18 protein-coding genes are annotated in these 18,074 nt (G+C 32.7%); 8 read left to right on the top strand and 10 right to left on the bottom strand.

Translation table 11 applies throughout. The features are described from left to right. The first annotated feature begins 97 nt into the window (after positions 1-97). The gene (locus tag HMPREF2580_RS01460; RefSeq protein ID WP_037541673.1) at positions 98-313 is read left to right on the top strand and encodes a sterile alpha motif-like domain-containing protein; all 216 of its coding nucleotides are present in this window, start codon (positions 98-100) and stop codon (positions 311-313) included. Positions 314-568: 255 nt separating this feature from the next. Then, positions 569-1,003 (top strand): CHAP domain-containing protein, encoded by a 435-nt coding sequence (locus HMPREF2580_RS01455; RefSeq protein ID WP_070830148.1) that lies wholly within the window; start codon positions 569-571, stop codon positions 1,001-1,003. Positions 1,004-1,083: 80 nt separating this feature from the next. Here the strand turns inward: HMPREF2580_RS01455 and HMPREF2580_RS01450 are convergent, their stop codons facing one another. Then, positions 1,084-2,361 carry a hydroxymethylglutaryl-CoA reductase, degradative gene (locus tag HMPREF2580_RS01450; protein ID WP_070830147.1) on the bottom strand — a complete coding sequence of 426 codons (1,278 nt, stop codon included), beginning with the start codon at positions 2,359-2,361 and terminating at the stop codon, positions 1,084-1,086. A 243-nt stretch (positions 2,362-2,604) separates the two neighbouring features. Here HMPREF2580_RS01450 and HMPREF2580_RS01445 point away from each other — a divergent pair, with 243 nt between their 5' ends. Beyond that, complete coding sequence (locus tag HMPREF2580_RS01445) at positions 2,605-3,771, top strand: hydroxymethylglutaryl-CoA synthase (RefSeq protein ID WP_037541675.1); 1,167 nt, start codon at positions 2,605-2,607, stop codon at positions 3,769-3,771. A gap of 68 nt (positions 3,772-3,839) precedes the next feature. Here HMPREF2580_RS01445 and HMPREF2580_RS01440 read toward each other — a convergent pair whose 3' ends face one another. Further along, positions 3,840-4,358 carry a methylated-DNA--[protein]-cysteine S-methyltransferase gene (locus HMPREF2580_RS01440; protein ID WP_070830146.1) on the bottom strand — a complete coding sequence of 173 codons (519 nt, stop codon included), beginning with the start codon at positions 4,356-4,358 and terminating at the stop codon, positions 3,840-3,842. Between the two features lie 95 nt (positions 4,359-4,453). On the opposite strand from HMPREF2580_RS01440, the gene HMPREF2580_RS01435 reads away from it, so the two are divergent. Further along, positions 4,454-4,774, top strand: coding sequence for a YrhK family protein (locus tag HMPREF2580_RS01435; protein WP_070830145.1), 321 nt, complete (start codon positions 4,454-4,456; stop codon positions 4,772-4,774). 158 nt (positions 4,775-4,932) lie between these two features. Here HMPREF2580_RS01435 and HMPREF2580_RS01430 read toward each other — a convergent pair whose 3' ends face one another. The 4 genes from HMPREF2580_RS01430 to HMPREF2580_RS01420 all read right to left on the bottom strand — a co-directional run bounded on the left by HMPREF2580_RS01430 (position 4,933) and on the right by HMPREF2580_RS01420 (position 8,000). Continuing rightward, positions 4,933-5,397 (bottom strand): hypothetical protein, encoded by a 465-nt coding sequence (locus HMPREF2580_RS01430; RefSeq protein ID WP_002444337.1) that lies wholly within the window; start codon positions 5,395-5,397, stop codon positions 4,933-4,935. A gap of 189 nt (positions 5,398-5,586) precedes the next feature. Next, entirely contained in the window at positions 5,587-5,760 is a 174-nt protein-coding gene (locus tag HMPREF2580_RS11935; RefSeq protein WP_083321648.1) for a FeoB-associated Cys-rich membrane protein, read from the bottom strand. A 12-nt stretch (positions 5,761-5,772) separates the two neighbouring features. Then, positions 5,773-7,767 carry a ferrous iron transport protein B gene (gene feoB / locus HMPREF2580_RS01425; RefSeq protein ID WP_070830144.1) on the bottom strand — a complete coding sequence of 665 codons (1,995 nt, stop codon included), beginning with the start codon at positions 7,765-7,767 and terminating at the stop codon, positions 5,773-5,775. A gap of 5 nt (positions 7,768-7,772) precedes the next feature. After that, positions 7,773-8,000: a FeoA family protein gene (locus tag HMPREF2580_RS01420; protein WP_037541676.1), complete on the bottom strand. Its 228-nt coding sequence runs from the start codon at positions 7,998-8,000 to the stop codon at positions 7,773-7,775. 213 nt (positions 8,001-8,213) lie between these two features. Here HMPREF2580_RS01420 and HMPREF2580_RS01415 point away from each other — a divergent pair, with 213 nt between their 5' ends. Beyond that, complete coding sequence (locus tag HMPREF2580_RS01415; protein WP_002444342.1) at positions 8,214-8,765, top strand: TetR family transcriptional regulator; 552 nt, start codon at positions 8,214-8,216, stop codon at positions 8,763-8,765. Between the two features lie 100 nt (positions 8,766-8,865). Here the strand turns inward: HMPREF2580_RS01415 and pruA are convergent, their stop codons facing one another. Beyond that, complete coding sequence (gene pruA, locus HMPREF2580_RS01410; protein ID WP_070830143.1) at positions 8,866-10,410, bottom strand: L-glutamate gamma-semialdehyde dehydrogenase; 1,545 nt, start codon at positions 10,408-10,410, stop codon at positions 8,866-8,868. 321 nt (positions 10,411-10,731) lie between these two features. Here pruA and HMPREF2580_RS01405 point away from each other — a divergent pair, with 321 nt between their 5' ends. Together HMPREF2580_RS01405 and HMPREF2580_RS01400 are read left to right on the top strand one after the other, a co-directional pair. Continuing rightward, the gene (locus HMPREF2580_RS01405; protein WP_037541678.1) at positions 10,732-11,799 is read left to right on the top strand and encodes an acyltransferase family protein; all 1,068 of its coding nucleotides are present in this window, start codon (positions 10,732-10,734) and stop codon (positions 11,797-11,799) included. Positions 11,800-11,994: 195 nt separating this feature from the next. Next, positions 11,995-12,936: an NAD-dependent epimerase/dehydratase family protein gene (locus HMPREF2580_RS01400; RefSeq protein WP_070830142.1), complete on the top strand. Its 942-nt coding sequence runs from the start codon at positions 11,995-11,997 to the stop codon at positions 12,934-12,936. Positions 12,937-12,987: 51 nt separating this feature from the next. Here HMPREF2580_RS01400 and HMPREF2580_RS01395 read toward each other — a convergent pair whose 3' ends face one another. The 3 genes from HMPREF2580_RS01395 to HMPREF2580_RS01385 all read right to left on the bottom strand — a co-directional run bounded on the left by HMPREF2580_RS01395 (position 12,988) and on the right by HMPREF2580_RS01385 (position 17,364). Further along, positions 12,988-15,495: a glycosyltransferase gene (locus HMPREF2580_RS01395; protein ID WP_070830141.1), complete on the bottom strand. Its 2,508-nt coding sequence runs from the start codon at positions 15,493-15,495 to the stop codon at positions 12,988-12,990. A gap of 163 nt (positions 15,496-15,658) precedes the next feature. Next, positions 15,659-16,219 carry a sugar O-acetyltransferase gene (locus HMPREF2580_RS01390; RefSeq protein ID WP_070830140.1) on the bottom strand — a complete coding sequence of 187 codons (561 nt, stop codon included), beginning with the start codon at positions 16,217-16,219 and terminating at the stop codon, positions 15,659-15,661. Between the two features lie 275 nt (positions 16,220-16,494). Next, positions 16,495-17,364: an SDR family oxidoreductase gene (locus HMPREF2580_RS01385; RefSeq protein ID WP_070830139.1), complete on the bottom strand. Its 870-nt coding sequence runs from the start codon at positions 17,362-17,364 to the stop codon at positions 16,495-16,497. A gap of 309 nt (positions 17,365-17,673) precedes the next feature. On the opposite strand from HMPREF2580_RS01385, the gene HMPREF2580_RS01380 reads away from it, so the two are divergent. Continuing rightward, on the top strand, positions 17,674-18,072 hold the full coding sequence (locus tag HMPREF2580_RS01380) for a DUF3139 domain-containing protein (RefSeq protein ID WP_070830138.1): 399 nt from the start codon (positions 17,674-17,676) through the stop codon (positions 18,070-18,072). Positions 18,073-18,074 lie beyond the last annotated feature (2 nt).

The raw sequence follows: 18,074 nt of genomic DNA, 5'->3' as shown, positions 1-18,074 counted from the left end.
AATTCAGTATAATCATTCTTATTTAGTAAGTATTTTTAACAAATGAAAATATGTTATAATCGTTTTTGGCTCAGATTACATTTTTTGAGGTGAGGAATTGAGCTTTTACGAATTTATGCAAAATTTCCTTGGTGATGACACACCATTAGGTGAATTGGTTGATTGGATTAATCAAGATATCAATTTTCCTAAAGAAGTGAAGAGCCATAGTGAAATATTGACATATTTTCGAAATAATCCATGTCCTGAAAACATACCAGTGACGAGTATCAAACGTGCACTTGCTGTTTTCAACCAATTCACCGGTATATAATTGATGTTGGAACAATGCTTTTAACATTTATCATATACAAGAATACATGGGGTTTATCATCTCGCATGGCGTCCTCCTATGGGCGCCTTTTTCTATTATAAATTGCATACAATATTAACTTTATTACAAAATCTGTCGCAATATTTCATGAGGATTACATTTACTTGTATAATTCGTTTCTTATATTGTATTACGTATTTTTAAATATTATTATGAGTGAGGTTAATAAATAAATACATTTTTTGGGGAGAAGAAATGAAACTTAAAAAATTATTATCACGTATTATTATCGCTACTGGAATAATATTCACTGGAACTTTGACATATCAAACAATGGAACAAACGCACGTATCTCACGCTGCTTCATATAATTATTACAACAAACACCAATGTACTTGGTGGGCCTATAAACGTCGTGTACAATTAGGAAAACCTGTTTCTAACAGATGGGGAAATGCTAAAAACTGGTACTATAATGCACGTCGATCAGGTTATTCAACAGGTCACAAACCAAGAAAATATGCTGTGATGCAATCAACTGCAGGTTATTATGGCCATGTTGCTGTCGTTGAAAGAGTATATAAAAGTGGTAGCATCAAAATTTCGGAATATAACTATAACGTGCCTTTAGGTTATGGCACACGTATTATCAGTAAATCATCCGCACGCCACTACAATTACATTTATTAATATGTATAAAGCCATCAAACAAGTATCTATCCATATTTATGATTACATATGGAGAACATACCCGTTTGATGGCTTTTTAATTATGATTGGCGTATATTTTCTAAAATTTCTTTAGCTTTAGCTGTATTGGCGCGAGGTTCCTGTTTTAATGCCTCTGCAACTTTTGCAATTTCTTCCCCTTCGGCACCAACTACAATGGCTAAGGATTTGTATTGTAGGCTCATATGTCCTTGTTGAATGCCTTCAGAAACAAGCGCTCTACATGCAGAGAAGTTTTGGGCTAATCCCACTGCAGCTACCACATGCCCTAATTCTTGAGCTGTTTCCACATTTAATAAATCAAGAGAAGCTTTAGCAATTGGTAATACTTTCGTTCCGCCTCCAACAATTGCTAATGTCATTGGCACTTCAATCGTACCAATCAATTTGCCACGGTCTTTATCATATTCCCATGTTGCGATACCTCTGTAGTGTCCATCACGACTTGCGTAGGCGTGTGCACTGGCTTCTGCGCCTCTAGTATCGTTACCTGTGGCTAGAACTACTGCATGAATACCGTTCATTACCCCTTTATTGTGAGTAGCAGCACGATGAATATCAACTTGTGCTAGTACCGATGCACGTTCCATTCGATAAGCTACGTCTTCGCCACTTCTCTCTCCTCTATTTAAGTCTTTAACATCTATTTCACCTTGTACTTTTACAACGGAAGCTGTCGCGTGATTTGATAAGATGCTCATTAATACTTCTTTGTCTAGGAATTCATTTTTAAGGTGAGCTGTAATAGCTTCAAGTATCGTATTTAACATATTGGCACCCATCGCGTCCTTCGTATCCACGAATACTTTCAGTGACAATAAATTCTGTTCTGGAAATGTATCAATTTCGATACGTTGATAACCGCCACCACGTTCTTTGATAGATGGGTATGCTTCATCAGCAATTTGATGAATTTGAGGCTCAAGACGTTCAATATCTGAAGATAATTGTTCAGTGTCATCCACATCATCAAAGACGATTTGTCCTATCATTAGACGTTGACTAGAAATCGTTTTGAATCCTCCACTTTGATTCACTAATTTCGCCCCGTAACTCGCAGCTGCCACGACTGAAGGTTCTTCTACCATCATTGGCACTACATATTCTTTATCATCCACCACTATCTTCGGTAATAGTCCTACTGGTAAAGCGCCTTGTCCAATGACATTCTCTATTAAACTGTTCGCAACTTCTTCATTTATAAGTGGTTGATTGAGTAATGATTCATAATTATCAGTATGAAGCCAACCATATTCGACTAATTGTTTTAATTTGTCTTCTCGCGATAAATGTCTAAATCCCTTTTCTAAACTTTTCATGAGTATACTCCTTTATATATGTCTATCTATTTATTTTAAACTTGTTAATAATTATTTTCCTGAAAATTAAAGATCCTAAAACTTCGCATATGCGATTGATTACATGGTAGCAAATTATCGTGTAAAACGCTTACATTTCTGTTATACTTTGATGAATTATTCTGTTATATTTCATTGTATAATAATGTATCGTTCTGATATGATACTAATGCTACTTTTAAAAATGAAAGGATGATTCGCCTTATGAACATAGGTATCGATAGAATAAACTTTTACGTACCAAAGTATTATGTAGACATGGCAAAACTCGCCGAAGCACGCCAAGTTGATCCAAATAAATTTCTCATTGGAATCGGTCAAACAGAGATGGCCGTAAGCCCAGTAAACCAAGATATAGTATCTATGGGAGCAAATGCTGCTAAGGATATTATAACAGACGAAGATAAAAAGAATATTGGAATGGTTATCGTCGCAACTGAATCTGCCATCGATAATGCAAAGGCAGCTGCCGTTCAGATACATCATTTGTTAGGTATCCAACCCTTCGCGCGTTGCTTTGAAATGAAAGAAGCATGTTATGCCGCAACACCAGCTATACAACTTGCTAAAGATTACCTCGCACAACGTCCTAATGAAAAGGTACTAGTCATCGCAAGTGACACTGCACGTTATGGTATTAACTCTGGCGGTGAACCTACACAAGGTGCCGGCGCTGTAGCAATGATGATTTCACATGAACCAAGTATTTTAAAATTAAACGATGACGCTGTTGCATACACTGAAGATGTATATGATTTCTGGAGACCAACTGGGCATAAATACCCACTAGTTGCCGGAGCATTGTCTAAAGATGCTTATATCAAATCTTTCCAAGAAAGCTGGAATGAATACGCACGTCGCCAAGGAAAATCATTATCTGACTTTGAATCACTTTGTTTCCATGTTCCATTTACTAAAATGGGCAAAAAAGCATTAGATTCGATTATTGATAATGCTGATGAAACGACTCAAGAACGTTTGAAATCAGGTTATGAAGATGCAGTGTATTATAATCGCTACGTCGGTAATATTTATACTGGATCATTATACTTAAGCTTAATTTCATTACTAGAGACACGTGACCTTAAAGGCGATCAAACAATCGGATTATTTAGTTATGGTTCCGGTTCTGTAGGCGAATTCTTCAGTGCAACACTTGTAGATGGCTTTGACAAACATTTAGATATCGAAGGTCATAAATCATTATTAAACAATCGTACAGAAGTATCTGTTGAAGAATATGAATCATTCTTTAAACGTTTTGATGACCTAGACTTTAACCATGAGATTGAACAATCTAATGAAGACAAAGATATTTATTACTTAAAAGACATTCAAGAAGATATCCGCGAATATCATATTCCAGAATAAAAAATAGTAAAGTACAAGGGAGTGGGCCAGCGAAATTGATTTCGCTATCCTACTCCCTTTCTATTATCTTATGGTTTTGTACTATGTTTAGGACGATAAAGTTTTGTCATATCGACATTTTCAATTTCTAACAATTTAATTTTGTTATCAATTGTGCCTCCATAACCTGTTAAACTACCATCTTTCCCAACAACACGATGACACGGTATAATGATTGAAATAGGGTTGCTTCCTACTGCACCTCCAACGGCTTGCGCTGACATCTTTGGTTTATTTAATTTCTGACCTACTATTTTCGCAATATCTCCATATGTTTTTAAATCTCCATACTTAATTGTCGTTAATTCATTCCAAACCTCTTGTTGAAAAGCACTTCCCTGTGGCAATAACTGAAAATCTATCTTCGGATTGTCACCATTAAAATATTGATCTAACCATCGTTTAGCGCTAATGAAAATAGGTAAATCATCTTTTGTATTAATATTTTTTTCATATTGATGTGGATATAAAAGATGAGTCAGCGAGGTACCATCGCTAATTAACTGTAATTGACCTAGTGGTGATTGATATGTCGTTTGATATTGCATTGTAACAACTCCTTTAATTTATCTCATACGCGTTGAGTTTAAGTAGAAATGGAAATGGGAATGATTTACACATCAAATGTTGTGAGGGGATATCTATGATTCATCATAAAAACGATGTTGATCTTCATTTTAATAAAAATAATTTAAGTTCTGAAAGTCAAAATCGTGCCAATCAAATTACCACATTCTACAAAGCTTTATATCAAATTAATGATATTGTATTAGGTTTAATCTTTCTAGTGGGAAGCTTTTTCTTCTTTAGTGATCAAACAATGATTGCTGGCACTGTGCTCTTTGTCATAGGCAGTCTGCAGATGACAGCACGACCAGTTATTTCATTTATTCACGATCTCAAGTTATCTAAATTTTATAAACGTAAATATCAGGAAGAATTACAACATCAATCTAAACTTTAAGACGCAACCTAGTCATAAATTCTAAAATAATAGCTCTAAGAGGTTGGGACATCCTTTATTAATACTGTCCCGCTCTCTTAGAGCGTATTTTATATCGATACTTCAATGAATGATTAAGGATTACGTGTTGTGACCTGCATCTGTATCTTTTTGTTTACTTATTCAAAATTATACAGCTGATAACCTTTGTCTTTCGCATATTCTAAAGCTAAAAGTTCTAAAATATTAATAAAAGTTGGTTCATCTTTCACTTTAATGTATTGGAACGTTAAACTATGTTCTTCTGCAGTGATACTTTTTAAATCAGAAGTATCTAGATTGTTGCTTTGCGCAAACCCTTTTCTAAATTTCGTTGTACCACTATCAGACTGTGAATTATATTGACCCAACTTAGTATATAAATCTTTAGAAATGGGCTTATAAGTTGTTGAGTAACCACCTGTTTGTCCTACAAATACTGGCTTCTTTTGATCAAAAATAACATAGACCCCAAACTTATCTTTGACTTTTTCTCTATCTTCTTTCGTGAATGATAACGCTTCTTTCTTATCATACTTAAATAATTTCTTTAATTTTTTCTTATTATCTTCTAATAAGTTATCAAGCTTCTTGCTACCTTTCATAAGTCAAATCCTCCATGTTTACTGCAAAATAATTAAATACTACTATTTATAGTTACATATAATATATCACTTTTTAAAATTATTAATCATTATTTTTGTAAATTAATAATTACTCAACTTTTTCTTAATAATAAAAACTTCTTCATTAACGAGCCGTACTCGAAAATGAAGAAGTTTATATGAATAGCTTTAAATTTTAGAATGCGTTGGTTTTACTTTGTCTGAGGCGGAATGGTCACACTGGCAACCCGTTTTACAACCGCCACATTGCCCTGACTTAGAACGTTTAAAGAACTTATAAAGCGACATGATTGTATAACCAAATATCGCTAAACAAATGATTATATTAATAGCGATGTACATGTTATCACTTCCTTATATAAATAATTTACTTATTTGATAAAATGCTAGCGTTAATCCATATGCAGTAATAATCGGATAAATGAGTGCGAATAATGTCCATTTCCATGAACACGTTTCTTTACGAATCGTTGCGACTGTAGAGATACATGGTACATAGAGTAATATGAATATCATAAAGGCATATGCAGATAATGGTGTGAATTGCTGTTGGATAACATGAACCAAACCATCTTCACTGGATGAATAGAGAATTGCCATAGAACTAATAATCACTTCTTTAGCTAAAAATCCAGGAATTAATGTTGCACCAGCTTGCCATGTACCAAAACCTAGTGGTGCAATAATTGGTGACACTGCCTCTCCTAAAATGTGTATGAAACTTTGGTTTATTTTCACATTCACACCGTGAGGGCCGATGTAAGTCAAAGCCCAAATTACTACTGAACCACCAAAGATAAACGTACCAGCTTTTCTTACGAATCCTTTAGCTTTTTCCCAAGTACTTCTCCAGAGTGTTCTAAAGGATGGCACGCGATAAGTAGGTAGCTCAACGATAAAAACCGAGTCTGAATTTTTTAAAATACAGCGATTTAAAATCGTGCTGACAATCAACGCGACTAAAATTCCTAATAAATATAGACTTAGCACCACTAGAGATTGATAAGCTTTAAAGAATACGCCCACAAATAAAGCATAGACAGGTAAACGCGCTGAACAAGACATGAAAGGTGCGATGAGTATTGTAATCAAACGTTCTTTTTCATTTTCAATACTGCGTGCAGCCATAATACTTGGCACATTACACCCAAATCCTATAATCATTGGAATAAATGATTTACCACTGAGTCCAATGGTTTCCATTGTTCTATCCATTAAGACGGCAATTCTTGCCATATAACCCGAATCTTCTAATAAAGAAATAAAGAAGAACAGCACGACGATTTGAGGCACAAAGACAAGTACTGAACCTACGCCAGCGATGATGCCGTCCGTAATTAAATCTTGGAGAAATGGCAAAACGTGCAAATCATTCATGAGTAACTTTACCCAATCTGTAAATGGCCCTCCAATGAAGCTATCCATCTGGTCAGATAATGGGGTGCCTATCCATGTGAATGTCGTTTGAAAAATAAGCCACATAATACCTAGAAAAATAGGGATCCCTAAGTACTTGTTAATAAGAAGTTTATCTATAGTGGCAGTGAGGAATTGTTTTTCTTCTTCAGGATATTCAACTGCACCTTCTAATATTTCATTGATATAGTTATTGCGTATCTTTTCAATATGTTCACGAGCATATAAATCTGATTGATGGTTTAATTCTTGTTTAATGGGCGCGATTTGTTCTAAAATTGCATCACTTAATTTTTGAGAAATTTGTACGTTATCGAGTAAATATTGTATTGCTATAAAACGAATGCGTTCTTTGGGAAAGTTTGAATTTGTTTTTATAATTAAACTCATGCGTTCAATTGCATCTTCAATTTCTTTACCATAATCAATTTTAAATACTTGTCTGTCATCGGGCTTTAAAAACTCTAACTCATGTAATATGTCATTAGTCCCTTTAGATTTTCTAGCCACGATTGGGAACATAGGTATTTTTAACCTTTTCATTAATTGATCAAATTGAATCTTGATACCTCTTTGTGTCGCTACATCGACCATATTTAATCCAATAATTAATGGCACATTTAATTCCATTAGTTGAATAGTGAGTTGCATATTTCTCTTAAGTTGACTAGCGTCAATAATATTGATTGCGCCTGTGAAATTTGTCGTCAATAAATAATCAGTGACAACTGTTTCATCTTTAGATATCGGTGACAAGTCATAAATACCGGGTAAATCAATTAAACTACCTAAACTCCCTTTCAATTTACCAATCTTTTTTTCTACTGTTACCCCACTCCAATTCCCTACGTATTCGTACGAACCGGTTAAAGCATTGAATAAAGAGGTTTTACCTACATTTGGATTACCTAATATACAGAAAGTCTCATTCATCGAAATTAGTCCTCCAATGCAATAAGGCGTGCATCAGATTGTCTTATACTGAGATATTGCCCATTTATTTCCACGATACTTGGTCCATTTAACAAACATTGTTGCTTAATACTGATTTCGCTACCTTTAGTTACACCCATAGCACCTAAACGATATAGCATTTTTTTATTTGTAATTCCTATATGCTTGATTCTATATTTTTTGTCTTTTAATCCATTCTTTACATTCAACATCATACTCACCTTTTTATCTCTAATTAAGAATCATTATCATTAAGAAAAGAATATGCCTCTACGTGATTTTTTACAATATCTACAAAAAGTTAAATGTGTCGATTTGGTGAAAATATGTAAAATTCGACTATTTTAATCAATATCGTTGCGTTATAAAATTATCATCGCTATAGTCTAACTATACAGTGTAGATTTTTAATGTGAGGTTATGTTATGAATGAAAATGACTTAAGAGTAATTAAAACTAAAAAAGCTTTATCAACAAGTCTTTATGAACTACTAGAAAAACGAAGTTTTGAAGTAATTTCAGTTAACCAGATATGTAATCATGCGATGGTTCATCGCACAACATTTTATAAACATTTTTATGATAAATATGATTTATTAGTCTATTTATTTAAATTACTCACTAAAGACTACTTTTCAACAGATTTAAAAGAACGTTTAAATAATCCGTTCCAAACGATTGAAGCTACCTTTACGAATAAAGAAGAATTAGAAAGAATAGAGAAAGTTCAAAAAGATGATGTCTCATTCGCTAAAATATTTAGAGAATTTTGTGTAGACATTATGAAGGCAGATATTAAAGAAAATATACATCGTATTTCGGTCGATACTGCAATCCCAGAAAATCTTGTCTTTTACATTTATGGTTCGACATTAGATGGATTTATGGAATGGATTAAACAAGAAGATATTGATTGGCCAGCTTCAGAAATCGACGCCGTCTTTCATAAAGCGATTAATCTAAGCATTTCTGAGTAAGCCATCTACAATTAAAAGTGATATAAAATAGCCGTCATTTGAAGAATAGAACGTAATTATACGCGTTTCACCTTCATCATGACGGCTAAATTGATTTTATTTAGAACATTTCAGAAACAACTTTTTGTTCTAAGAAGTTTAATAAGTAGTCAGGGCTACCTGTTTTCGCATCTGTACCAGACATTTTAAAGCCACCAAATGGGTGGTAACCAACAACTGCAGCAGTACAACCACGGTTGAGATATAAGTTACCTACATCATATTCATTCACAGCTTTAATCCAATGTTCACGGTTATTAGTAATCACAGCACCAGTTAAGCCATATTCTGTGTCGTTCGCTACATCGATGGCTTCATCGAAATTATCTACTTTAATAAATCCAACAACTGGTCCGAAGATTTCTTCTTGCATGATACGGTCCGAAGATTTAAGACCTGAGAAGATAGTTGGTTCAATGAAGTAACCTGTTGAATCATCAGTGCCTCCACCTTGTTCTAATTGGCCTTCATCTTTACCAATTTCGATATAATTTTTAATTTTGTCGAATTGCTTTTGGTTAATGACTGGTCCCATGAATGTGTTATTTTCAGTATTACCTAAAGTGAGTTCTTTTGTAAGTTGAACTGCTTTTTTAAGGACTTCATCATGTACATCTTTATGGACAATTGCGCGTGAACATGCTGAACATTTTTGTCCTGAGAAGCCAAATGCAGAAGTTACAATCGCTTCAGCAGCTAAATCTGTATCTATGTTCTCATCAACAACGATGGCATCTTTACCACCCATTTCAGCAATGACACGTTTCAAGAAGTGTTGACCTTCTTGAACTACTGAACTACGTTCATATATGCGTGTACCTGTGGCACGAGAACCTGTAAATGTAACAAAGTGTGTGTCTTTATGGTCTACTAAGTAGTCACCTATGTCTTTAGGATCGCCAGGTACAAAGTTGACAACGCCCTTAGGTAGACCAGCTTCTTCTAATATTTCGATTAATTTATATGCTGTTAATACAGTATCTTCAGCAGGTTTAAGTAATACTGTATTACCTGCAACTACAGGAGCTAAAGTTGTACCAGCCATAATTGCAAATGGGAAGTTCCAAGGTGGGATTGTAACGCCTGTACCAATTGGTTTATAGAAATATTTGTTATGTTCCCCTTCACGATCTAATACAGGTTTACCATCTGCTAAATCCATCATTGAACGTACATAGTATTCGATGAAGTCGATACCTTCAGCAGCATCACCAACCGCTTCATCCCATGGCTTACCTGCTTCATAAACCATAACAGCTGAAATTTCTTCTTTACGACGACGGATAATCGCTGCTACACGTAATAACAATTCAGCACGATCTTTATGGGACCATTTCTTCCATGATTGATATGCTTCATTAGCTGCTTTAAATGCCTTTTCCACATCATCTTTTGTAGCTTTAGAGACTTTTGCAACCAATTGAGATGTATCTGCAGGGTTTAAAGACTCAAATTTGTCGCTTTTATCAATTTTCTCTCCATTAATGACTAAAGGAATATCTTGACCAAGTTGGCCTTTTACCTTTTTCAATTCTTCATTGAAACGATCTACATTGTCTTGAACTGAAAAATCAATCCCAGGTTCATTTTTGAAAGGTACTACCATTCTCATTTACCCCCTATGTATTTTAAATTTATTAAAAAATCACAAAACATTGACATACATTTAAATGATAGTTCATATCATTTATTTCATTCTACTATGTAACAACATGATTTTGCAATCGCTTACATTTATATTATCAGAAAAGTCTTGAAAATAAGTTGACAGCAAATGATTTATCATAGTCAATAATATGATTATCGTATATATATTTAATTCTTTTTATATTAAAAAATGTTGTTGAAAACAAGAAGATTATTATATACAATTAATGACTGGGCCAGTATTTTATAAAACAAAATAAATTCAGAAAGGTATCACTACATGAAAACTTATACATCTGTAATTTTTTGGATGCGTTCCATTGCTTGTTTAAGTATAGTAATTATCCACTCAATTACCACTACTTTTTCAAAAATGCATGACGTTCCACATAGTACATCTCTCCGACTATTCCAACTATTATTAATGTTTAGTACACCTATGTTCGTGTTTATATCAGAATTCTTACTAGCCAAAAATTATGGTTCCAAGATAAAGAAAGGATTCTTCAAAAATAAATTAATCTATTTGGGGATACCTTATGTAATAATCAATTTAAGCATTTCCTATTTTTACTTTAGACCGAAAAATTTACATGAATATCTCTTCCATGTTGGAGATACAATGTTTCACGGAGGAGCTGTTACATATTTTATAGTAATCATTTTTCAATTTTATTTACTGCATTGGCTATTTTCTAAATACTTAATTGGTTTAAATCCTATTAAAATGATTGTAATATCAATTTTAATAACTACTATGTATTGGGCCATGAGAACTTTTATATCGCCTCCTAATAATCCGATATTAGCAGCTATATGGGATCGTGAGGGATGGATGATATTCATAGGATGGTTGAGCTATTTCTTGCTTGGCTTTTATATAGGAACTTATTATGAAGCGTTTATGAATAAAATCAAAGATTATACTTGGCATATTATTATTGGAGCATTTCTCTCAATAATTTTTATGTTTTTAAATTATATATTGGGTATAAGCACATGGGTAGAATCAAAAAGAGTGGACACTCCTATTTATGTAACAATGGTAATTTTATTGTTTTTCCTTTTCTCTTCTTATATTAAGTATGTACCAAAATTTATTGTATTTATTAGTAATTATTCTTATTGTATCTACTTAATTCATTATTTCTTTGTTCATGATTTAGGATTACTGAGTCGTAACCCCATTAAAAATGTATTATTCAATACCATCGTTACACTTACTCTAGCTATTACAGTTGGATATCTCTTTAATTTATTCAAATTTGGAAAATACATTGTAGGTGGAATAGGAAAAATTAAATATGAAAATATTTACGAAAGCTATCAAAATAATAATATGGATTAAAATAAATTAAGACTAATTTTCTTCGGTTAAAGTATAAAAGGCAAGTTCTATCTATATAGAACTCGTCTTTTTTTAGTCTATGAAAAATATCCTTAACTCAACAATACTCAACCTTGAAATTTAGTTAAATTAAATAAAAATATTATAGTATAATGTTAGTGTTAATTATTCAATACATCTTAAGGAAGTGCATCTATGAAAGCTTTAATTACTGGAGGCGCAGGTTTTATTGGGTCACACATTTCAGAACGGTTAACTCATGAAGGTGTGGAAGTACATGTCATTGATAATCTTAGTACAGGAAGATTAGAAAATATTCCTTTCATACCTAAAGAACATTTTTATTTAAAAGATATTACTGATGTGGCATTTGTTTCAGAGTTAATTAAGAAAGAACAATTTGATTATATCTTTCACTTAGCTGCTATAGTAAGTGTAGTTGAAACAATTGAAAAACCTGTTATCTCAAACGAAACCAATATTAATGCAACGATTAATTTATTAGAAGCTACACGAAAATGGGATAGTCAAATAAAAAAATTTATTTTCGCATCATCTGCCGCTGTGTATGGCGATTTGCCTGATCTACCTAAATCAACGATAAATTCTAAAGTAGCTCCGCTTTCCCCTTATGCGATACAAAAATTTTCTGGAGAACAGTACGCTCACATTTATCATCACCTCTATAACGTACCTACTGTATGTTTAAGATTTTTCAATGTTTATGGGCCAAAACAAAATCCGAACTCTGATTATTCAGGCGTTTTATCAATTCTTAATGCAAAATTTATTAATAAAGAGCAATTTTCATTTTATGGTGACGGTGAACAAACGCGTGATTTTGTATATATAGATGATTTACTTTCAGCAATATGGACAGTACTTTATTCTAAAGATACTAATGGGGGTATATTCAATGTTGGAACTGGAAGCGAAACATCTCTTAATGCTGTTTTTAAATCCTTTGAAAAAGTCTTTGGCTATACCATTCCTCACATTTATAAAGAATGTCGAATAGGTGATATCAAACATTCATATGCAGATATTACCCCACTTAAGCGTCTGGGTTATTTACCACAATTTAATATTCATAGTGGTATTAACGCGTATGTGTCAAATAACAAAATTAATCAATAAAAAAATCAAAACGGTGAATCATGAGCTGACCAACCGTTTTGATTTTTATTTTTATTGTAGTAAATCATAGAATTCTTTAATAGCTTTAGCATTATAAGCTTCAGCATCAAACTTTTCATATTTCTCATTTTGACCTAATATGAATGTTTCAATACCTTTTGCAATCTCCTCTATCTCGTTGATAACAAGTGTGCCATACTTGCCATCCTTTAATACATATCTATTAGCAACAATATCTGATGCAAGAACATTCACTCCTAGAGTTAAAGCTTCTAATAATACCATTGATTGTCCTTCGTAATGAGAAGTGAGTGCAAATAAATTTGATTGTTTCATCACATAAAATGGATTTTTTCTGTGTCCTAATAAAAACACATGGTTTCTCATTTTTAATTTTTTTATAAGCGACTGTAGAGATTTTTTTAATGGTCCTTCACCCATAATATATAACTTTATGTTTGGATATTTTGGCACTAATTTAGCAACAGCATTAATGAGTAGATCAAATCCTTTTTCAGGAGAAAGTCGCCCTATGCTCACAATTTTAAAGTCATTGTTACTAAACTCAACTGTTTGAACATTACCATTTTTAATATTGATTAAGACTGACTCACCATTTTTCTCGAATCGATCTGAATCATCTTCTACTAAAGTGTGTATCTTATTTAAGTTAATCGTATTTCTTGAAGAACAATACTTATCACTTAATAAAGGATTATTTATTTTTTCTTTGTTTAAAAGACTCGTAGCTTCGGAAACGCTGACGAGTTTATCAAAATATGGATAAAGAGAAACCAAACCTTTTAAATTTTGATAATGTGGTCTCACACCATTAATTCTTCTTTCCATATCTGCTTTAATATCACTATGTAAATAAACTAATTTACGTTTAGCATTACTTGCTAAAATAAGATTAGCCCAAAACATAGAATAACCACTAAAATCGATAGCATAATCAAAATGAGAATCTCCAAATATTTTTCTAAATTCTCGTTGATATACCTTTTTAGGGTAGAGGAGTTTTTCTAAAAATGATTGAAGCCCTCTTTGTTTTACAAAATCAACCTTATAACACTCTTTTAAGGATGCAAGTAATGGCCCTCTTCTAAATATAATTCTTACATTTGAATTCACTCTATCTAAATTGCTCAACATTTCTTCTTTCTTACTATAGTTCAAAAATATCGTAATATCATATTGATGATAGTCAATATTTTCTAATAAATTAATGATTGATGTAGTGATGCCATTATTTTTCATTCCACCTGGATAAATTAAAATTGTTTTCTTTCCTGTTGTATTACGTTTTGGGGATTCCGCTTTTCGATTAAAAATATGTTCAACGATATTTTTAGAAGCATGTCCGTCTTCTAAACTTACATAAGTCGTTTTAAATTTTTCATAATTATTTTTAATTTGATGATTTTCATAACTTTTATTATTGATTGAAGAAATGACATCGTTAATATGAGTGCAAACGGGACCAGGCAATTCATTTGGATTAATATACATTCCCCTACAGAACTTATAGTCCTCATAATCAGGAGTATAAAAAATGATTGGTTTATTCGTTACTAAATAATCAAAGAAAATACTCGAATAATCTGTAACCATTAAATCAACAATTGCTAATAATTCGTTGGTATCAACATAGTCAGGAATTAAATAATTTTTCAAATCACAATCCTTTTTAGCCTCTTCATAAATAAAAGGATGTACTTTTACTAATACTTTATAATTTAAATGTGCTTCAAGCTCTTTTGCTTCATTAAGTATGCTTTCTATATTTATATCTGGATTATTTAAATCTTCTCCTCGCCATGTCGGACAATATAATAATATTTTCTCTTCATTTTCACTAATAAGACCTTTCAATGTATTAAAAATTTGAGATTTTTGATTTTTTAATGTTAAGTCAATTCTGGGGTACCCTTTTTCAAGAATTTCTCCATTATAGATGTGATGAAGGTTAAATGCACTTTTGAATATATTTGTAGTATGCCTATTTGAGCTGATTATATAATCGCTGGATAAAAAATTCTTAATAATGTTCTGCGATCCTTGTACATTGTTGTCCATATCTAATCCCATATATTTCAGAGGTGTCCCGTGCCATGTGTTGATGTAAATTTGATTTTCCTTTTTGGCAAAATATAAGGGAAAGGTTGAATCGTTAATTAAATATTTACTTTCAGCAAGTGATTTCAAATAATCACTCGAGTCTATAATGACAAAGTCTACGTTATTGTAATTCTTAAATTTATTTTTATAGAAGTTCAATGTTTCTTTAGAATCGACCACCCATTTATGAAGAAAACTTCTATATTCTTTATGATTCACTAAGTATAGAAATATTGCATAAGGATTACCTGTAATATTCTTACCATTTCTCACTTGATATAGAATTTGATGGTCTTTGACTTTTAAATCACCATAATATTTAGCATAAGTCATCACTTGATGATTATAATTTGATTTATTCATCATATTTATTGGAGATGTAATAAAATTAATTTTTCTTCTACTTTGATTAGTGATAAAGCTTTTGAAATTTTTCATAGATTTCCCTTCTTAGATGTCATTAATATACATAAATTTAAATATGCGAGTGTTAAAACTTTGCTTTAAATTTATCTTTCCTTATCTATAAAATATTATATACTTTTTTTATATAACGTTATATATGTTCAATGTGAATTTATTCTAAACTCTATCACTGCTTCTATTGTTCTATAGATTTGATTACTTTACAGGGATTACCCACCGCTAAACTATTGGAAGGTATATCTTTAGTTACAACACTACCTGCACCTATGACACTACCGTCTCCAATTGTGACGCCAGGCATCACTGACACATGTCCTCCAAACCAAGTATTGCTTCCTACGACAATAGGTTCAGCGAGTTCTAAACCTTTATTACGTTCTTTATAATTTAAAGGATGCGTAGCGGTATAAAAGCCACAATTAGGTCCGATAAAGACATTATCTCCAAATGTAATACCTCCACCATCCATTAGATAACAATTTGTATTAATAAATACATTTTTTCCAAATTTAACATTCCAACCATAGTCAGTATCAAAAGGTATAGAGATACCTACGTTCTCAGTTTGATATCCAAATAATTCATTCATGATTCTGTCTCGTTTTTCTTCATCACTTGGACGCGTGTGATTCAAATCAAAGCATAATTCCTTCGCTTTCAATCTATCTTTTTTTAATTCCTCATCAAAGTTTGCATCATACCACTGATGTGCTAACATTTTTTCCTTTTCAGTCATAAACATTCCTCAATCTTTGCTTAATCAATTTATTTTAAAAAAGGGAGTGGGACAGAAATATAATTTAGCAAAATTATTTTCGTTGTCCCTCACCCAACTTTCATTGTTTGTAGAATTTCTTTTTAAGAAATTCTCTGTGTTGGGGCCCCGCCGGCAAGGATGGCTAGGATTAAAAGAAGCTTGATATAAGCGCACTTTTATTCAGACATCTACTGCCAATATGTTAAAGAAAGCTGAGACAATTAATTATGTCCCAGCCTCCACAATTCAACGTATTAAGTTGTAATATAATCTCCACCATTAACATGTATCACTTGACCAGTGATATAAGAGCTATCAGCATTTGTAGCTAAGAAAACATAAGACGGCGCAAGTTCTGCTGGTTGACCACGACGTCCCATAGGAGTACCGCCGCCTTGATTTTCAACCTTTTCCTCATCAAAAGTAGACGGAATTAATGGCGTATAAATTGGACCAGGTGCTACAGCATTTACACGAATACTTTTCTCCATTAATGTTGTCGCAAGAGAGCGAGTAAATGAGACAATAGCACCTTTCGTAGCAGAATAATCAATCAGATGTCCAGAACCTCTATAAGCCGTCACACTCGTAGTATTAATAATGGCATCGCCTTCTGATAAGTGTGGCACAGCTGCTTGTGACAAGAACATCATTCCGAAAATATTTGTCATAAATGTTTCTTTCACTTGATCGGGTGTAATGTCTTCAAAGTTATCTCTAGGAAATTGCACGCCACCATTATTTACTAAAATATTTAATCCACCGAAATCTTTAACGACATTATCAATGAGTTGTTTAGATTGCTTTTCATCTTTTAAGTCATGTGCATAAGCTTTCGCTTTGACACCTAATTCTTCTAAGCGTCGAACAGTGTCTTCTGCATCTTGGTGTTCGTCGTAATAACCTATCGCTACGTTTGCACCCTCTTTCGCATAAAGGATTGCAACTGAACGACCAATCCCAGAGTCCCCGCCAGTAATTAATGCTACTTTACCTTGTAACTTTCCTGCAGCTTTATATTCATCTAACTCTGCAATTGGTTTAGGATTCATATCCGCTTCAATCCCCGGTTGTCTATCCTGAGTATAACCTTTTATCTCCTTATGAAAATCCAATAAACTCACAAAAATCAACCTCCTCTACATTTACAAAACACATTCCCACATAAGCTCCAAAACAAACACGGGACCCTAACAGAGAGGATTTCCTCAAGAAATCCTACAGGCAATGCAAGTTGGGGTTGGGCCCCCAACACAGAGGATTTCCCCAAGAAATCCTACGGGCAATGCAAGTTGGGGTTGGGCCCTAACAACAAGGGGTTCCTCTTATGAGCTTGACTCTGATTCATTAAAAAACATATGATAAAAGTGTATTATTTTATTAAATTCTCCAAAATATTAAAGATGTAAAAACACTTATTTAAGGAGTTTAAAATGCAGAAAAAATATATAATTATAACCTTCATCATTATTATTATATTCGTTGGCCCAGCATTAATTTTTAATATAGGTAAACATATTTATTTTAAATACCAAAGCTATGAAGAAGCTAAAACCAAAGCAAAAGTTCACCGTGTTCTTAAGAAAAAAGGATGGGAAGACAAAATAAAAAAAGAGGAAGCTGCTTTCACGTTGAACACTAAAGAAAATAATGTTGAAGTCACTTTTAAAGATGAGCCCTATAATACATATCAATATGACGTTAATGATGATGGTAAAGTAACTGGAGATGCAGAGTTAAAAATGAAATATAAAGAGCGTTTTGATAATGATAAAAAATACAGAGAATATAGAAAGCGACATCGCTTTGAGGAAAAATATGATTTAAAATAAGA

Origin of the sequence: Staphylococcus sp. HMSC036D05, assembly GCF_001836225.1 — a bacterium.
GTDB lineage: Bacteria > Bacillota > Bacilli > Staphylococcales > Staphylococcaceae > Staphylococcus > Staphylococcus caprae.
The sequence above is the reverse complement of the archived record's forward strand: the minus strand, read 5'-3'. Positions and strand labels throughout refer to the sequence as shown.

Coding starts and splice junctions, on each gene's coding strand:
- HMPREF2580_RS01400 (WP_070830142.1), top strand. CDS start 11,995: ATGAAAGCTTTAATTACTGGAGGCGCAGGTTTTATTGGGTCACACATT.
- pruA (WP_070830143.1), bottom strand. CDS start 10,410: ATGGTAGTACCTTTCAAAAATGAACCTGGGATTGATTTTTCAGTTCAA.
- HMPREF2580_RS01430 (WP_002444337.1), bottom strand. CDS start 5,397: ATGAAAGGTAGCAAGAAGCTTGATAACTTATTAGAAGATAATAAGAAA.
- HMPREF2580_RS01450 (WP_070830147.1), bottom strand. CDS start 2,361: ATGAAAAGTTTAGAAAAGGGATTTAGACATTTATCGCGAGAAGACAAA.
- HMPREF2580_RS01445 (WP_037541675.1), top strand. CDS start 2,605: ATGAACATAGGTATCGATAGAATAAACTTTTACGTACCAAAGTATTAT.
- HMPREF2580_RS01390 (WP_070830140.1), bottom strand. CDS start 16,219: ATGACTGAAAAGGAAAAAATGTTAGCACATCAGTGGTATGATGCAAAC.
- HMPREF2580_RS11935 (WP_083321648.1), bottom strand. CDS start 5,760: ATGTACATCGCTATTAATATAATCATTTGTTTAGCGATATTTGGTTAT.
- HMPREF2580_RS01455 (WP_070830148.1), top strand. CDS start 569: ATGAAACTTAAAAAATTATTATCACGTATTATTATCGCTACTGGAATA.
- HMPREF2580_RS01405 (WP_037541678.1), top strand. CDS start 10,732: ATGAAAACTTATACATCTGTAATTTTTTGGATGCGTTCCATTGCTTGT.
- HMPREF2580_RS01380 (WP_070830138.1), top strand. CDS start 17,674: ATGCAGAAAAAATATATAATTATAACCTTCATCATTATTATTATATTC.
- feoB (WP_070830144.1), bottom strand. CDS start 7,767: ATGAATGAGACTTTCTGTATATTAGGTAATCCAAATGTAGGTAAAACC.
- HMPREF2580_RS01395 (WP_070830141.1), bottom strand. CDS start 15,495: ATGAAAAATTTCAAAAGCTTTATCACTAATCAAAGTAGAAGAAAAATT.
- HMPREF2580_RS01440 (WP_070830146.1), bottom strand. CDS start 4,358: ATGCAATATCAAACGACATATCAATCACCACTAGGTCAATTACAGTTA.
- HMPREF2580_RS01420 (WP_037541676.1), bottom strand. CDS start 8,000: ATGTTGAATGTAAAGAATGGATTAAAAGACAAAAAATATAGAATCAAG.
- HMPREF2580_RS01415 (WP_002444342.1), top strand. CDS start 8,214: ATGAATGAAAATGACTTAAGAGTAATTAAAACTAAAAAAGCTTTATCA.
- HMPREF2580_RS01435 (WP_070830145.1), top strand. CDS start 4,454: ATGATTCATCATAAAAACGATGTTGATCTTCATTTTAATAAAAATAAT.